At 38.7% G+C, this 15,552-nt stretch carries 14 protein-coding genes; 4 read left to right on the top strand and 10 right to left on the bottom strand.

Annotation, left to right across the window (positions count from 1 at the left end):
• Window positions 1–9 precede the first annotated feature (9 nt).
• A complete protein-coding gene (locus PR834_RS01515) occupies window positions 10–1,209 on the bottom strand; it encodes a sugar transporter (RefSeq protein ID WP_262960329.1) in 1,200 nt (399 codons plus the stop codon).
• Window positions 1,210–1,580: 371 nt separating this feature from the next.
• On the opposite strand from PR834_RS01515, the gene PR834_RS01510 reads away from it, so the two are divergent.
• Window positions 1,581–1,802 carry a DUF2594 family protein gene (locus PR834_RS01510; protein WP_004253922.1) on the top strand — a complete coding sequence of 74 codons (222 nt, stop codon included), beginning with the start codon at window positions 1,581–1,583 and terminating at the stop codon, window positions 1,800–1,802.
• Between the two features lie 177 nt (window positions 1,803–1,979).
• Here the strand turns inward: PR834_RS01510 and PR834_RS01505 are convergent, their stop codons facing one another.
• The 7 genes from PR834_RS01505 to PR834_RS01475 form a co-directional block, all read right to left on the bottom strand.
• Window positions 1,980–2,258: a hypothetical protein gene (locus PR834_RS01505; protein WP_004253921.1), complete on the bottom strand. Its 279-nt coding sequence runs from the start codon at window positions 2,256–2,258 to the stop codon at window positions 1,980–1,982.
• 200 nt (window positions 2,259–2,458) lie between these two features.
• Window positions 2,459–3,841 carry an alanine/glycine:cation symporter family protein gene (locus tag PR834_RS01500; RefSeq protein ID WP_094960510.1) on the bottom strand — a complete coding sequence of 461 codons (1,383 nt, stop codon included), beginning with the start codon at window positions 3,839–3,841 and terminating at the stop codon, window positions 2,459–2,461.
• Between the two features lie 345 nt (window positions 3,842–4,186).
• Window positions 4,187–5,068, bottom strand: a complete 882-nt coding sequence (gene htpX / locus PR834_RS01495) for a protease HtpX (protein ID WP_004253918.1) — start codon at window positions 5,066–5,068, stop codon at window positions 4,187–4,189.
• A gap of 417 nt (window positions 5,069–5,485) precedes the next feature.
• Window positions 5,486–6,136: a cell envelope biogenesis protein TolA gene (locus PR834_RS01490; protein ID WP_272536332.1), complete on the bottom strand. Its 651-nt coding sequence runs from the start codon at window positions 6,134–6,136 to the stop codon at window positions 5,486–5,488.
• 286 nt (window positions 6,137–6,422) lie between these two features.
• Window positions 6,423–8,465 (bottom strand): carboxy terminal-processing peptidase, encoded by a 2,043-nt coding sequence (gene prc / locus PR834_RS01485; protein WP_004253916.1) that lies wholly within the window; start codon window positions 8,463–8,465, stop codon window positions 6,423–6,425.
• A 19-nt stretch (window positions 8,466–8,484) separates the two neighbouring features.
• Window positions 8,485–9,174 carry an RNA chaperone ProQ gene (gene proQ, locus PR834_RS01480; protein ID WP_036957687.1) on the bottom strand — a complete coding sequence of 230 codons (690 nt, stop codon included), beginning with the start codon at window positions 9,172–9,174 and terminating at the stop codon, window positions 8,485–8,487.
• 110 nt (window positions 9,175–9,284) lie between these two features.
• Window positions 9,285–9,767, bottom strand: coding sequence for a GAF domain-containing protein (locus tag PR834_RS01475; RefSeq protein ID WP_272536331.1), 483 nt, complete (start codon window positions 9,765–9,767; stop codon window positions 9,285–9,287).
• Window positions 9,768–9,899: 132 nt separating this feature from the next.
• On the opposite strand from PR834_RS01475, the gene yebS reads away from it, so the two are divergent.
• From yebS to PR834_RS01460, 3 genes are all read left to right on the top strand, one after another.
• Window positions 9,900–11,126 carry a membrane integrity lipid transport subunit YebS gene (yebS, locus tag PR834_RS01470; protein ID WP_136135295.1) on the top strand — a complete coding sequence of 409 codons (1,227 nt, stop codon included), beginning with the start codon at window positions 9,900–9,902 and terminating at the stop codon, window positions 11,124–11,126.
• On the top strand, window positions 11,101–13,440 hold the full coding sequence (locus PR834_RS01465; RefSeq protein WP_112307141.1) for a PqiB family protein: 2,340 nt from the start codon (window positions 11,101–11,103) through the stop codon (window positions 13,438–13,440). The genes yebS and PR834_RS01465 overlap by 26 nt, the downstream gene beginning before the upstream one ends.
• Before the next feature lie 147 nt (window positions 13,441–13,587).
• A complete protein-coding gene (locus PR834_RS01460; protein WP_004253902.1) occupies window positions 13,588–13,821 on the top strand; it encodes a DUF1480 family protein in 234 nt (77 codons plus the stop codon).
• Between the two features lie 422 nt (window positions 13,822–14,243).
• Here the strand turns inward: PR834_RS01460 and PR834_RS01455 are convergent, their stop codons facing one another.
• Together PR834_RS01455 and copD are read right to left on the bottom strand one after the other, a co-directional pair.
• On the bottom strand, window positions 14,244–14,591 hold the full coding sequence (locus PR834_RS01455; RefSeq protein WP_004253900.1) for a YebY family protein: 348 nt from the start codon (window positions 14,589–14,591) through the stop codon (window positions 14,244–14,246).
• A gap of 64 nt (window positions 14,592–14,655) precedes the next feature.
• Window positions 14,656–15,552 carry a copper homeostasis membrane protein CopD gene (gene copD, locus PR834_RS01450; protein ID WP_272536330.1) on the bottom strand — a complete coding sequence of 299 codons (897 nt, stop codon included), beginning with the start codon at window positions 15,550–15,552 and terminating at the stop codon, window positions 14,656–14,658.

Raw genomic sequence — 15,552 nt, 5'->3', positions numbered from 1 at the left:
TAAGACGAGTTAATGATTTGTAGCTACGTCTATTCTATCAGTAAGAGATTCACTATAGCGCTTGAATAGATAAACACATAAAGCAAAGGCTATCAGACCGATCGCACCACCAACATAACCAATTTGGGTCATCCCGAAATGAACAATAACTTGGTTACCTAACAGCGCACCAGCGCCAATACCAATATTAAAAATTCCAGAAAAAATTGACATTGCCAAGTCAGTGGCATCAGGAGATAAATCAATCACCTTAACTTGCATCCCTAAGCCAATGCACATCATCGCCATTCCCCAGAACACTGATAACATCACCAAAGACCAAACATCTCTACCTAATGGCATCAGCAATAATAAACAAATTGTCATAAATGCGATTGCTGCAGGTAAAAATGATAATGAAAACTTGCTGCTGTAACGACTAAATATTACGCTTCCGAAAATACCGGCACCACCAAAAATCAGTAGTAGTAAAGTAGCAAAATTTTGGCTTTGCAATGCAACCTCTCGAACAAAAGGTTCAATATAGCTGTAAGCTGTAAAATGTGCGGTAACAGCTAAAACAGTTAATGCGAACATTCCTACGAGTGCAGGCCGTTGGAATAGCATAGGAACACTTTTTAACGAACCAGAATGTTCACTTGGTAAACGAGGTAAAAAACGGATCAACACAACCATAGTAAACAATGCAATGATACCAATACCTAAAAACGTCGCCCGCCAGCCTAAAAACTGCCCAACCACTCGACCAAGGGGAAGCCCTAATACTGTCGCTAAAGCGGTCCCCGTTGCTAATAACCCAAGAGCTTGGGCTTTTTTACCTGCAGGAGCAACCCGAATAGCTAAAGATGCAGTAATTGACCAAAATACCGCATGGGATAATGCAACGCCAATACGCCCTGCTATTAGAATATCAAAACTCCACGCAAACCCTGAAATAATGTGGCTAATAACAAAAATAACGAATAAAAAAGCTAATAATTTGCGACGCTCTATTTTACTGGTTAATAGCATTAAAGGTAACGACATCAAAGCCACAACCCACGCGTAGATTGTTATCATCAATCCAGTATGTGCGACCGTCATATCAAAGCTTTTTGCAATATCACTGAGTAATGCTACAGGCACAAACTCTGTTGTGTTAAAAACAAATGCAGCGACCGCTAGTGCTATTACACGGATCCAAGCTGTTTTTCTAGAAACTTGCGTCATATTTCTCTTAGCCTTTACTTTCCCACAAATAACATACACAACGGTTTAATTGTGCGTAAAAATTGCTGCGAAAGGATATTGGTATTTCATACAGGATTGAGTTGTCACTAAGCAAGCTAGGTTGCTAATAACTCTTTTTATGTGAATTGTATCACATTTTTTCATTACTCATAAAGGCTCCTCTTTGCCTAATTGGCAAGAACAATATCATGTCTGCTTATTTTTATTCTCTCGACTATTCTGTTTCATTATTCGTTCAAATTTAAGTCATTTATCTGAATATTTATTACATTCAGTTATCTGAAAATACATCGCATTACTTTCTATGCTACAATCTCACTATTATTTTTTATGCTTAAAGGACCGCTTTAATGAAAAACCATTTTCCTACTGAACCTAACGTTAATACCTTAGCAGATGAAGTTACTTGCCTAAAAAACTTATTAACGCATATGCTAAAAGCTATCGGCCAAGCTGATGCAGGTAAGATTTTGGTCAAGATGCAACGTGAAGTTGCACAAATGGAAGACGAAAAACAGGCAGAAACCTATAAAAATACGTTAGAACAGATAAAAACAGCGTATCGCCAATAGATTATTTAGCGATAAATGCTATTTTAAGGATATACATGCTATAAAGTGGTTTAAACTGCACAAATAACTAAGTTTTAATCATGAAAATCATCTATCTTTGTTCATGAATTAAACCATTCTTTATTCATTTAGCTCCCCCTTCAGAACCCTATGAAGGGGGCTTTTTTTTTCTACAACTTATGTATTATTCCGTTTATAAATATCTTGGCAATGCTGAATATATTCATCAACTGTTGTATCGTCAGTTTGCTTATCCCAACTTTTCTGTTCTTCAAAAGCCCACACTTCAAACGTTTGCCCAAAGTTAGCGCCAGACATACCAACTTGCTTATAAATCCGATGGTAAAAACCTTGCTCAGAACGGTAGATTTCAAATTTAAACGGAACTAACCTAGCGGGATTTGTCGTTGTCAAAAAATCATTACCAAACAATAACGTTTTCTCCAGAATATCCATTCTATCCCCTTGTTTAATTTATAAAATACGCATGGTATACAACTTCTCTTCTAAGCATAGCGCATTTAACGCCATACCGTAATTTTACCTATAAAAATAGATGATTTATATATTGCCCATCGATAGGCCTGATGAATGAGAGGAGAGATATTGATGAAATAATAAGCTTCACTATTAAAATGAAGCTTATTATCAATAGATTATGATTTATTGTCGTACAACTGTTTTGCCATATCAATGCTGTCTGCGTTCACATCTTTTATATGGTCACGTGTTAACCGATAAACAACAGGGCTTAAAAGTAACAAGGCAATCAAATTAGGGATCGCCATCATGGCATTTAGTGTATCTGCCAACAACCAAACAAAATCAAGTGATTGTGTTGCGCCGATAGGTAAAGCAATCAGCCATAAAACTCTGTACGGCTTTATTGCTCGCAACCCAAATAAATATTGCACACATTTTTCGCCATAAAAGCTCCAACCCAGAATAGTGGTAAATGCAAACACAGCTAATGCGATAGCAACAATATAATTTCCACCGGGAATTGCCGTTTGGAATGATGATGCGGTTAATGTCGCGCCTGTTTCACTGGTCAGCCAACCACCAGTAATAATGATAGTTAACCCTGTGACAGAGCACACAATGATAGTGTCAATAAATGTCCCTAACATCGCAATGAGTCCTTGGCGAATAGGGTTTTGTGTTTTTGCAGCGGCATGGGCGATAGGTGCACTCCCCAAACCTGCTTCATTGGAAAATACGCCTCGTGCAACCCCAAAGCGTATTGCAGCCCATACAGCAGCCCCCGCAAACCCACCTTGTGCAGCAACAGGGTTAAAAGCCGAGGTAACAACCAGAGAAAGTGCCGCAGGGATCTCAGTAAAATAAATACCAAGCACAATGACCCCCGCGCCAAAATAGGCAACAGTCATAAATGGGACAAGTTTTCCTGCAACATCAGAAATACGTCGCAGCCCACCAATCAATACCGCACCAACTAATAAAACTAAAGCCCCTGCGGTCAACCATTTATGCACACCAAAGTTACTTTCTAGCACATCTGCCACTGAGTTCGCTTGTACCGTATTGCCGATACCAAAACTGGCACATGCACCGAAGAAGGCAAACAGTGTTCCCAGCCAAATCCATTTAGGGCCTAATCCATTTTTAATGTAGTACATTGGGCCACCAATATATTGGCCATATTTATCGACTTCACGAAAACGGACAGCTAACACCGCCTCAGAGTATTTTGTTGCCATTCCTACCAATGCCGTCATCCACATCCAGAATAACGCTCCCGGCCCTCCCATGACCACTGCGGTTGCAACTCCGGCAATATTCCCTGTACCAATCGTTGCCGATAACGCTGTCATTAATGCATTAAAAGGTGATATTTGTCCCTCACCGCGTGATTCATTCTTTTGAAACAATAACTTAAAACCTGTCCCAATTTTTCTTATCGGTAAAAATGCAAGCCGGATTTGCATATAAATACCAACGCCTAAGATCCCAACCAGCATTGGTACTCCCCAAACCACTCCATTTAGTTCACTTAACCACGTAGTTATCAAATCCATCCTACCCCCAATTAATTCATATTAATTAACAAAACAATCGAATCCATAACAATTCCTTATCAATCTAATAAAGATTAAAAGTAAAATAAAAGCGAACAAATTTTCAGTAATTCTTCATTTAAAATAGAAGATTGTGAGTAAGCTCACTTGTGATTTATCGATTACAGTTATTAATACAATTAATTGAGAGTCAGAATTAGAATTGAGTTTGTTAGCTATGAATGGGTATTTTGAGGGAGCATATTTACCATATTGTATAGATAAAAATGCCCAGTAATTAAATTATTACTGGGCAGATACTAAAATCGTTGTCAACTTAAAGCTAACTTTAGACTATTATTTAGGCTATTTTAAATATTCACCTGAGCGCAATGCTTCGATACGTTTGTCTAATGGTGGGTGTGATAAAAATAATTCACTGAATGCTTTACCACGACCATTGATGCAAAACGCCATCAAACGGCCTTCTTCTTGTGGCTCATAGCTCGTTTTCAACCGTTGCAATGCAGCTATCATCTTTTCACGGCCGACTAATTTTGCAGAACCCGCGTCCGCATGGAACTCACGATAACGAGAGAACCACATAGTAATGATGCTTGCCAAAATACCGAAGACGATTTCAAGTACCATAGAAACCGCAAAATAAACCATTGGGTTACCATTACTACTTTCACTTTCGTTATCACTGTTGGACATAAAGCCTGCCGCAACCTGTGCGATAATACGTGAAATAAAGATGACGAACGTGTTCACCACACCTTGTAATAAGGTCATCGTCACCATGTCACCATTCGCGATGTGGCTAATTTCATGAGCGATAACAGCTTCCGCCTCATCACGGCTCATATTTTCTAATAGCCCAGTACTTACTGCAACAAGCGAAGCATCACGGCGAGCCCCTGTTGCAAACGCATTAATATCTGGAGCATGATAAATAGCCACTTGCGGCATCTGAATACCAACTTGTTTTGCTTGGCGCTCAACAGTTGATACTAACCACTGTTCTGTTTGGTTACGTGGAGTTTCAATAACCTCACCACCCACTGATTTTAAAGCCATCCATTTGGACATCAATAGTGAAATGAAAGCACCACCAAAGCCAAATAGGCCAGCCATGATCATGAGGCCTTGGACACTACTACCTCTGATCCCAGTTAAGCTTAGGATTATCCCAAACACAAACATAACCGCTAAGTTTGTGAGTAAGAATAAAGCAATTCTCATCATTTTTTATGTATTCCTTGGTAAAAACAAATATACGTAGAATTTACTTTATAAATAAGGTTTTTTCACACTTTTTCAAGTGCATTAACGCGAAAACCCTAAAAAATAACATAACTTTACATAGCTACGTTCAAAACTCATCATTATGCTCTAAATAAATGATAACTTCTTTAGTAAGAATTTAACCATTTGTTTTTAAAGGCTCATTTTGTAACCATTTAAATTCAAAGCTATTTGTAATTGAAACGATAAAGCTAGTTAGTCAATCACCAAAAACAATTTAGTGTATTTATCTATATTATCACTCACATTGTTTGCCAAATGAATGAATATTTACTTTTACTTCCATTCTATTAAAAAATAATGCCACATTAAGTGGCACTATTCTGTTCTATCGCTGTCTGTTGTTTTGTTCTCACGCTAATTAGTTTTCTCTTTAGTCGATTTTGTTGATTTCTCTTTTACTGTCTTAGCTGTTTCTTTATCTTTGGCTTTAGACGCTTTTTCTTTCACCGCTTTTGCTGGCTCTTTATCTGCCGCTTTGCTAGCTTTCTCTTTCACCGCTTTTGCTGGCTCTTTATCTGTCGCTTTGCTAGCTTTTTCTTTCACCGCTTTTGCTGATTCTTTATCTGTCGTTTTGCTAGCTTTTTCTTTCACCGCTTTTGCTGATTCTTTATCTGTCGTTTTAGCGGCTTTTTCTTTTACTGTCTTAGCTGTATCTGATGCTTTATCACTAGCTTTGCTTGCTTTATCAGAGGCTGTTTTACTGGCTTTATCACTCGTGCTCTTTATTGAGTCAGAAACCGATGGTTTACTTGATTGCTTAGCAACACCTGCACCAATCGAAGCACCAGCCGCTTTCGCTTTGCTGTTAATATCATTTTTTAATTCTATGGTACACACTTGCTCTGAGCGACTTGTTGAACCATCATTACAAATAAATTTACCATCTTCACAGCGATCTATTCCCCCTTTACTTCCAGAACATGGGTAATTTCTTGCATTCGCTGTATTTATAGATGCAATCATCATTACACTAACTGCCATTAATCCTACAAATAATTTACGCATGGTATTGTCTCGTTGTTAAGGAAAGCTATACCAAAAGTTTAGGATAAATTAAGTAAAGGTAAAGAAACCTATAATTAATCATCAATTTCAGTCAGTCATTTGGGGAAATAAAATAAATAAAGAATAAAACTTCACCAATTTAATAGTCGCTGACTAAAAACACCAAAATTAATAATAAATTAACATTTGATTTTCTATTTTCTAAGCGGATTAAGATAGCGTTAAAGAAACTCAAAAAATTAAGCCAGCTTTCGCTGGCTTAATTCTGTTAAACACTAAGAGAATATTATTTATTATTTGATAATAGCTTAGTATGTTGATTAGCTAAGTCGATCGCCATTTTCACCGTTTCATCGAGGTATGGGTCTGGCCCTTCGTAATCTTTAGGCAAATCATCAATTGATTTCAATAGTGGTTTACCTTCCCGAGTATTACGTTCATTTATACGTTTCAATTTTGTCGCTTCAAGTTCTGAATCTTCTTTTTGGCGCTCTGCATAGTTGAGCGAAATAAGATTCTTACTCTCTTTGTTTACTTTATAGCGAGCAATATCTTCATCAATATAGTTGAATTCAGGGTCTTTGCTAATACGTGCCAAATGCTGAGTTTTTATTGGTGATAAATCAGAAGACACATTACCAACAGGTGTATATTTTGCCGGTGGAATACTATCCCATGGTAATGCATTGTCCTCAAAGCTTTCTCCAGTTTCAGCTGGGTCTTGGCCTGTAGGCATTATCACATCAGGGGTTACACCTTCACGTTGTGTGCTACCACCATTAACTCGGTAAAACTTCTGAATGGTATATTGGACAGAACCTAATGAAGGCCATTCTGGTTTTAGCATTTGATCGTAAACACGGCTCAAACTACGGTGCTGCTGAACAGTTCCTTTACCAAAGGTCGGTTCCCCAACAATCATCGCTCTGCCATAATCTTGCATTGCTGCAGCAAAAATCTCAGATGCGGATGCACTAAAGCGGTCGACTAAAACAACAAGAGGCCCCTTATAATAAATAACATCGTCATCATCAATATCTTGGCGAACTTGACCGTTGTTATCACGAACTTGAACAATTGGCCCTTTCGGAATAAACAAACCTGATAAAGAGACCGCTTCGGTTAATGCTCCACCACCATTACCGCGTAAATCAATAACCAATGCGGAAACATTATCTTTAGCCAAGTTTTGCAATTGAGTTTTAACATCATTGGTTAAACCAACATAAAAACCAGGAATATCTAAAACAGCAACTTTATCTTTACCTTGCTGTTTAATCGTCAGTTTGACCGCTCGGTCTTCCAGTCGGATCTGCTCCCGAACTATGGTGACAATATGAGGTTTCGCCCCTTTAGTATCAGAAACGACTTCTAACCGAACTTTACTTCCTTTCGGGCCTTTAATTAAAGCAACCACATCATCAAGGCGCCAGCCAACCACATCAACAATAGGTTTACCCGTTTGGCCAACACCGATAATTTTATCGCCGACTTTTAGCTCTTTACTTTTAGCAGCTGGCCCCCCAGCAACTAATGAGTTAATAACCGTATTTTCGTCATCTTGCTGTAATACCGCACCAATTCCTTCTAATGATAAGCTCATTTCTGAATTAAATTGTTCAGTATTACGAGGCGACAGATAACTTGTGTGTGGATCGATTTCACGAGCGAAAGAGTTAACTATCAATTGAAAAACGTCTTCACTTTGCGCTTGCGTTAAACGCCGCAACGCAAAATTATAGCGTTTTGTCAGTTTCTCTTTGATTTCTTTATCATCTTTACCTGATAGTTTTAAATTCAACCAATCATAACGCACTTTTTGGTCCCATAGACGATCAAGCTCTTGCTTATCTTTAGGCCATGGTGATTTTGAACGGTCAACTTCAATAGAATCAGTCGCATTTAAATCGATGGGTTGCTCTAAACGAGCCAATGCATATTTAAAGCGCTCGAAACGTCTTTCCTGAGACAGGTTATACAGGTCATAGAACGTATCTAATTTGCCATCCTCAAGCCACTGACCCACTTTGCCTTTATCTTTGGCGTATTGGTCAATATCGGATTGAAGTAAAACATTATGACCGAAATCTAACATATTGAGATAACGATCAAATATCTTCCCAGAAAACGCATTGTCTAAATCGAATTGGCGATAATGTGAGCGAGTAAACCGAGAGGTGACCCTTTCACTCACAGTACCGTGCTGTGCACTCTGTTTTAAGACAGGTAACTGAGCCGCAGTGACCGGAGCCACTGCTTGAGTATTAGCTATTGCACTGCCAAAAGTCGCTAGACTTACCACCAATGCAATTTTAAGAAGTTTGTTCATGACCTGATTGACCTCCGTATCAGAACTTTAAATGTTCCGCGCGTACAATCATTGCCAGCCCTGTTGGCAATTGAACCCTAACACCATCTTTCGCAATTTCCAGCACAGAGGCGTCCATCACACTGGTACCGACTTTCACTTTCAAAGTTTGACCAATTTGAAGGGTATTGATATCAGTGACTGATTTCAGATTTTGCTCTGGCGCAGGTGTATTACGACGAGGGGCTTTAGCAGATGTATTTTGCGAGCGTTCTTTATTATCTGACGGACGGCGACGAGGCGTTTTTTCTTTAGCTGCATCTTGATTACGAGGGGTTTTCTCACTCGCTTTTTTCGCTGCTGGACGTTTTTGTGCTTTTTGTTCAGCACGTTGTGCTTGAACGCGAGCTTTAGCCTCGGCTAATTGTTGGCGCGCATGAGCAATATGTTCTGCATCTAATTCACCACAATCTTCACCATTTAAGTCAACGCGTTTAGCGCCCTCTTTAACACCGTAAAGATAGCGCCAGCTAGAAGTGTACATGCGTAACGCAGAACGCAATTGCGTTTTGCTAATACCATCTTCTTCTTTTAAGCATCCTACGATATCTTGAAAAATTCCGACTTTTAACGGACGTGCTTCGCCTTCAGCGATAAAACAGCGAGGAAAACGCTCTGCTAGAAATGCGATAACTTCTTTACTACTATTCAACTTAGGTTGATTTTCCATGAAATTTCCTGATAACAACGATTTTGCCAACCTCACGGGCATGAACAAGCCGACATTATAATCGTGTTGCTGACAATTGCCACGTTACTATTAATTTAACTGACCATTATTTAGTGATATTTAGGCATAGAACACATTGCCAGATGTTGGCACAACTGGTTTACAAGGTGTTGTAGCCCTTTTTCGTCTTCTTGGTCGAATTGGCTAATATTTGGGCTATCAATATCTAAAACCCCGATAATTTGCCCACTAACTACCAAAGGGAACACAATTTCAGCGTTACTTGCTGCATCACAGGCAATATGACCTGGGAAGGCATGAACATCTTCTATACGCTGAACTTGGTTATTACTAAAAGCTGTACCACAAACGCCTTTACCAAAAGGAATTCGAACACACGCAACTTTACCTTGGAAAGGACCCAGAACTAATTCTTGCCCATTACTGAGATAAAAACCAGCCCAGTTAATCCCTTCTAAATATTCATATAATAATGCACTGGTATTTGCTAAAGTTGCAATTAAATCATACTCACCTGCAAGTAATGCAGAGAGATTGTCCGAAAGTTCAAGATAATACTTCTTTTTATCCATAATTATTTCTTGTAATAATCAAGCAATTAATCGAATGTTTGTAAGCGTAGTCCTAAGGTTACCAATTTGTCACTTTGAGGTAAATTTTTTTACACTAGATTACATCTAGGTAACCACCTAAAATGAGTCAATATGAACTACATTAACCACACTGATTTGCTTTTTCAACGTTGTAATCATTGCAATCAGAAGCTACTAACCCCACGAGCCAACGTACGACAAGTCGTTGTTTGCCCTCGCTGTTTTAGTCAACTTAATGATGGACGTTCTTGGTCACTCAACCGTTTATCAATACTGGCTATCACATTACTGATGCTTGCTCCCATTGCTTTTTGGCAACCCCTTATTTCTATTCATTTATTAGGAAGCCAAATTAATGCAAATGTCATTGAAGGTATACGCTTAATTAATCAACAAGGGGATCCATTTACTGCCAGTATAGTGGCTTTTTGTGCTATTGCAGCCCCCTTATTATTACCAATTTTAATTTTATTGTTATCTATTGGTCAGCATATCAATTTGAATCTCCGGCCTATTCTTTTAGTGTTAAGCCACATCAAAGAATGGGTTATGTTAGATGTTTACCTAATAGCATTGGGTATTGCCGCCATTAAAATGCAAGATTACGCAAGTGTATTCATTGGGCATGGCTTAGTGGCTTTTATTACTATGTCTATTCTCAGTTTATTAATTCTCATCCACATAAACCTAGATGAGTTATGGCAAAAATTTTATCCCATCAATAATAAAAAAGTACAAGATAACTCGCTAACTTGCACGGCTTGCCATTACACTGGGCCCGCAAATTGGAATGGGAAATGCAAACGATGTCATCGCCCTCTTCATTATCGGGAACCTTATAGCTTACAAAAAACTTGGGCCGCACTAATTGCTGCCATGGTGTTATTGTTTCCTGCTAATTTAATGCCAATCTCTATTTTTTATCTCAATGGACAGCGCTTAGAAGACACCATTTATTCTGGGGTTGTCTCTTTAATTGATTCAGGTAACTGGCCAATCGCAGTTATTGTATTCATCGCCAGTATACTGGTTCCATTTATTAAGATTATTATTATGATATTGCTACTGTTTTCTATCCATTTAAAAAGCAATACTGACCCTATTTTACGTATGAAATTACTTAGGTTTGTTTCGTGGATTGGTCGTTGGTCAATGCTAGATTTATTTGTCATCGCCTTGATGATGACACTCGTTAACCGTGATCAACTCATGTCTTTTACTATGGGGCCAGCCGCACTGTATTTTGGTTCAGCCGTTATTTTAACAATTTTGGCTGTTGAGTGGTTAGATAGCCGTTTAATTTGGGATTCTTATGGAAAATCAAAACCTGCAAAATGAACCCTCTGAAGAAATATCAGAAGCCATATTACGCAAACGCAGGCAAATTTCGCCTTTCTGGCTATTGCCTTTAGTCGCTATTTTCATTGCAGGCTGGCTTTTGTTTCAACATTGGGCTGAACGAGGAACGGATATCACTATTGAGTTTACATCCGCACCTGGAGTCGTCGCCAATAGAACGCCTATCCGGTATCAAGGGGTTGAAGTAGGTTTAGTACAATCCGTTGCTATCAGTAAAAATATGAAAACCATCATTGTCACTGCTAGTGTGAATAAAGATATGCGGCCAGCCTTAAATTCAGGGACTAAATTTTGGTTAGTGACCCCCAAAGCATCGTTAGCGGGTGTTTCTGGTCTTGATGCTTTAGTTGGTGGAAATTACATTGGTATGTTACCAAGCACAGGAACAGAACAGTTTTCTTTTGTTGCACAAGACACACCACCGCAGCTAGACATTGATAAAGGTGAATTACTTATTCACCTGACTGCTCCAGATTTAGGCTCACTGAATGAAAACTCGCCTATTTATTACCGGAAAGTCCCTGTTGGTTATATTTCAGACTACACCATTTTGCCTGATAACCAAGGGGTTTCCATTTCTGCCGTTGTCAAAAAACCTTATGTTCACTTGGTCCGTAAAGAGAGCCAGTTTTGGAATGTGTCAGGGCTACAAGGCAGCTTTGACCTTAAATCTGGCGCTAGCGTAAAAATGGAAAGCCTTTCTGCTGTTATAAATGGCGCCATTGCTTTTGATTCACCACAAGACAGCCCACAAGCAGAAGAAGGGCAAAAATTTGTCCTACAAGACAGTAAAAAAATAGCCCAAACCGCAGAACAAGATGGTAAAGACCCCCTGTTACTAACACTTTGGGCACATGACACTTATGGCGTCGATAAAGGCCAACCTATTGTTTATAAGGGCATTCAAATTGGTGAGGTGTTACAGCGTCACTTAGCAACTGAGAAAGTAAATTTTAATATCCTGATATATGATGAGTTCCAACATCTTGTTCGAGAAGACAGCAAGTTTGTTGCTAATAGCCGAGTGGATATCCAATTAGGTCTTAATGGATTACAATTCCAAGGAGCTACTCCCCAAGAGTGGTTAGATGGTGGTATTCATCTGATAGCAGGACAAAGCCAAGAAAAACTCCCCGAAAATTTTCCTTTATATCGTAGTGATGATAATGCAAAAGCGGGTATTTTAGGGGCTTTACCACCCACAACTATCACTCTCAATACCACAACATTACCAGACATTCAGGCAGGCTCTGTTGTTCTTTATCGCCAATTTGCAGTCGGTAAAATAATTGCCATTAAACCGACCAAGGCTGGGTTTGCGATCAATGTAAATATCTCAAATGAATATCTTCATTTACTCACTGAAAACAGTGTATTTTGGGCTGAAGGCGGTGCAAAAGTTCAACTTAATGGTAATGGTTTAACCGTTCAAGCGGCACCGCTGAGCCGAGCTATTAGCGGTGCTATTAGCTTTGATAACCTGGATGGAGGTGTTGCCAATACCGCTCGCCAACACACACTTTATCCAAATGAAACCTCAGCTAAAGCGATAGGAAGCATCATTACATTAACAACATTTGATGCATCAAAACTCTCAGAAGGTATGCCTATCCGTTATTTGGGCATCAATATTGGCCAAATTGAATCATTAAAATTGTCATCTGATAAACGTGAAGTACAAGCAAAAGCCATTCTATACCCTGAATATGTCAGTGCTTTTACCCGGTTAGGAAGCCGTTTCGCAGTTGTAACACCTGAATTATCCCCTGCGGGTTTAAATAATTTAGATAGCATATTACAACCCTATATTAGTGCTGAGCCAGGACGTAATAATAAAAGCCGTTATCAATTTGAATTACAAGCTGCAAATATTACAGACTCGCGTTATCTAGACGGTTTAACTATTTACCTTGATGCGAGTGATGTCGGCTCCGTTCAAGTTGGCACGCCTATTTTATTCAGAGGCCTAGAAGTCGGTGTTGTTACAGGTCTATATTTGGGAGAGCTTTCCGATCGCGTATATGTTGCCACACGCATTGGCAAGGAATACCAATATCTCATTCGCAATAATACAGAATTTTGGCAATCTTCCGGTTTTAATTTCTCATTTGGTTTAACTGGTGGTGTCGCCAAGAGTGGGACTTTCAAACAATTTGTACGCGGTGGCATTTCCTTCGCAACCCCGCCGTCAGTACCTTTAGCACCAAAAGCCAAGCCTGAACAGCATTTCATCCTGAAGTTGGAACCCCCTAAAGATTACATGGACTGGGGAACTTCTATTCCTAAAAAATAACCACTATTAGGGTGTATATTAACCACATATTGCACCCTAACCCTTCATACGCCATAAAAATTATTTTGGAAATTAATTCCATTTATACTATGCTTAATTTCATTGAGCTGTTTATATATAGTTAAAATCAATGAATGAGGTGCAGTTATGTGTATTGTAAAATTGAAAATATCTTCCTATGAAATTAATGATGCAGTTATGGCTTCCCATAAAAGCGACACAGTGAGTATTCCATGTGATTCTGATACCGATTTTTGCATGCAGCTTGATGGCTGGGACGAGCATACAAGTATTCCTGCAACTTTAGATGAAAAACCAGTCCTGCTCTATCGTGATCGTTATGATAAAGAAAATCACCATTGGGTGATGAAACTTGCTTAAGAATTTTGTTAGTACACTTAGGCTATTGACTAAGCATATAAGTAGGTAGGAACTGAGAAGCTGATATGAAATGAGAGCTAACAAAATAATAGGCAAAAAAAGAGGCCTGGTAGATTCCGATTACCGGGCCTTGGGAAATGGCTCTGGCAGAGCCGTGCGCTAAAATTGCCATTGAGACGTAACAAAGTACACTCTAATACTAGCTTTCAATGCACGTTCTTACCATGTTTATTATCAATATTTTCACATATTATTAACACAATTTATTTCTTGATTTTATAATATTGAACTATTTGTTTAATAGGTTAAACCTATTCACCTAATCATTCAAACCTTTCAATCAATCAACTAATTGAATAACAATGATAATTTATTAATTCACCACTTCCTTTATGCTCTAATGGTTTTACTTTGCTATCAGCTTAGTTGCTAACACACAACTTTTCAGCGGCTTCTTTTATAGGTAATATTCTTTCCACAACTGTCTTGGTGCTATCGATAGGCTTAAGCAGCACATCAATAGGCTGTGCTTTAATTTCTTTTTTATTCATCAATTCAGTTGCAATATCATTTAATGGATATTGCATTAATGTCGCAGGGTTAATAACGACCAAAGCCCCATTATGACGGCACTCTAACATGACCTCCTCACGAGTAAATGGCCAATCATCTCCAAATTGTTTCTTACTCACGGATGTTAACGGTGCAGAAAAAGCAGTACTTACGGTACCAGCCAATAACAGTGTGCAAATAATGAGTTTAAATTTCATGGTAGTGCCTTATCAAACATTAAAGATATCTTCGCGTTATTATCAATTAAATATAAAAGTTTAGCTAGATTGGCTGGTAGCTTGCAAAAATCGCCACCGAAAGGATAGCCATAGTCCCTAACAGTAACTCAACCCAACTGTTAATAATTAGGGTGTTGACCCGCCCTTTTTGTTTAATAATCGGTACGATGTAATAGCGATTGATAATAGCCAATAGAAGCATTCCCCCCACTAAAATGATCTTAAACCAAAGTAGTGATTGGTATTCTGACCCTGAATAGTTTAATGGCCAGCCAGGTAAGAGCGTTATTGCACTAATGACTCCAGTAATAATAACCAGTGCAACAGCGATGTGACCATAACGCGAAAAACGCATCATGGTATTCACAATGTGTTTATCCATCCCTTCGACCATTTCTTTTTTATTGCGTAAAAATTGAATGCAAATTAAAAATGGCCACAAACCGCCAAACCAATAGGCTGAACTAATAAGATGAATGAATTGATTGATGCGGTGGAGGGTTCCGAGTAAGCCATCATGCATAGCCGCGTGCCCAATAAAAGCATGCAAACCAAGTAGGATCACTGAAAAAACCAATATGAGTTTCAATCGCAATTGGATTGGTTTTACAAATAAAACCAATAACAATAATACAGATGACAAAAGTTCCCAACGCCATACTTGACCGAATGACGTCTCTAAAACCCCTTGCCATATATCCAAATCGATACTATCTTGCCAACCATCTCCCATCAGGCCTGCTTGTGCAAGCATCCAACCAAAAGTTGTTAACACGGTAACGATGGCACAGAAGAAAATACCTTTATTCAAATAGCGGCTGAGCAAATAATTAAATGGCTCACGACTAAGTACCACTGCAAATATTGACATTCCACACATCAATATTGCAGCGATAAAATGAATAAAGCGAATAAGGGTATAAAAAGCTTCTAGTGACAT

Source organism: Providencia sp. PROV182, assembly GCF_028480325.1.
GTDB classification, from domain to species: Bacteria; Pseudomonadota; Gammaproteobacteria; order Enterobacterales; family Enterobacteriaceae; genus Providencia; species Providencia hangzhouensis.
This window is presented reverse-complemented; position numbering and strand designations above follow the sequence as displayed.

Bases quoted from the DNA above. Each gene is read 5' to 3' on its own strand.
- proQ (WP_036957687.1), bottom strand. From the start codon at position 9,174: ATGGAAAATCAACCTAAGTTGAATAGTAGTAAAGAAGTTATCGCATTT.
- PR834_RS01460 (WP_004253902.1), top strand. From the start codon at position 13,588: ATGTGTATTGTAAAATTGAAAATATCTTCCTATGAAATTAATGATGCA.
- PR834_RS01475 (WP_272536331.1), bottom strand. From the start codon at position 9,767: ATGGATAAAAAGAAGTATTATCTTGAACTTTCGGACAATCTCTCTGCA.
- PR834_RS01490 (WP_272536332.1), bottom strand. From the start codon at position 6,136: ATGCGTAAATTATTTGTAGGATTAATGGCAGTTAGTGTAATGATGATT.
- PR834_RS01510 (WP_004253922.1), top strand. From the start codon at position 1,581: ATGAAAAACCATTTTCCTACTGAACCTAACGTTAATACCTTAGCAGAT.
- PR834_RS01515 (WP_262960329.1), bottom strand. From the start codon at position 1,209: ATGACGCAAGTTTCTAGAAAAACAGCTTGGATCCGTGTAATAGCACTA.
- PR834_RS01465 (WP_112307141.1), top strand. From the start codon at position 11,101: ATGGAAAATCAAAACCTGCAAAATGAACCCTCTGAAGAAATATCAGAA.
- prc (WP_004253916.1), bottom strand. From the start codon at position 8,465: ATGAACAAACTTCTTAAAATTGCATTGGTGGTAAGTCTAGCGACTTTT.
- yebS (WP_136135295.1), top strand. From the start codon at position 9,900: ATGAACTACATTAACCACACTGATTTGCTTTTTCAACGTTGTAATCAT.
- copD (WP_272536330.1), bottom strand. From the start codon at position 15,552: ATGTCACTAGAAGCTTTTTATACCCTTATTCGCTTTATTCATTTTATC.
- PR834_RS01455 (WP_004253900.1), bottom strand. From the start codon at position 14,591: ATGAAATTTAAACTCATTATTTGCACACTGTTATTGGCTGGTACCGTA.
- PR834_RS01500 (WP_094960510.1), bottom strand. From the start codon at position 3,841: ATGGATTTGATAACTACGTGGTTAAGTGAACTAAATGGAGTGGTTTGG.
- htpX (WP_004253918.1), bottom strand. From the start codon at position 5,068: ATGATGAGAATTGCTTTATTCTTACTCACAAACTTAGCGGTTATGTTT.
- PR834_RS01505 (WP_004253921.1), bottom strand. From the start codon at position 2,258: ATGGATATTCTGGAGAAAACGTTATTGTTTGGTAATGATTTTTTGACA.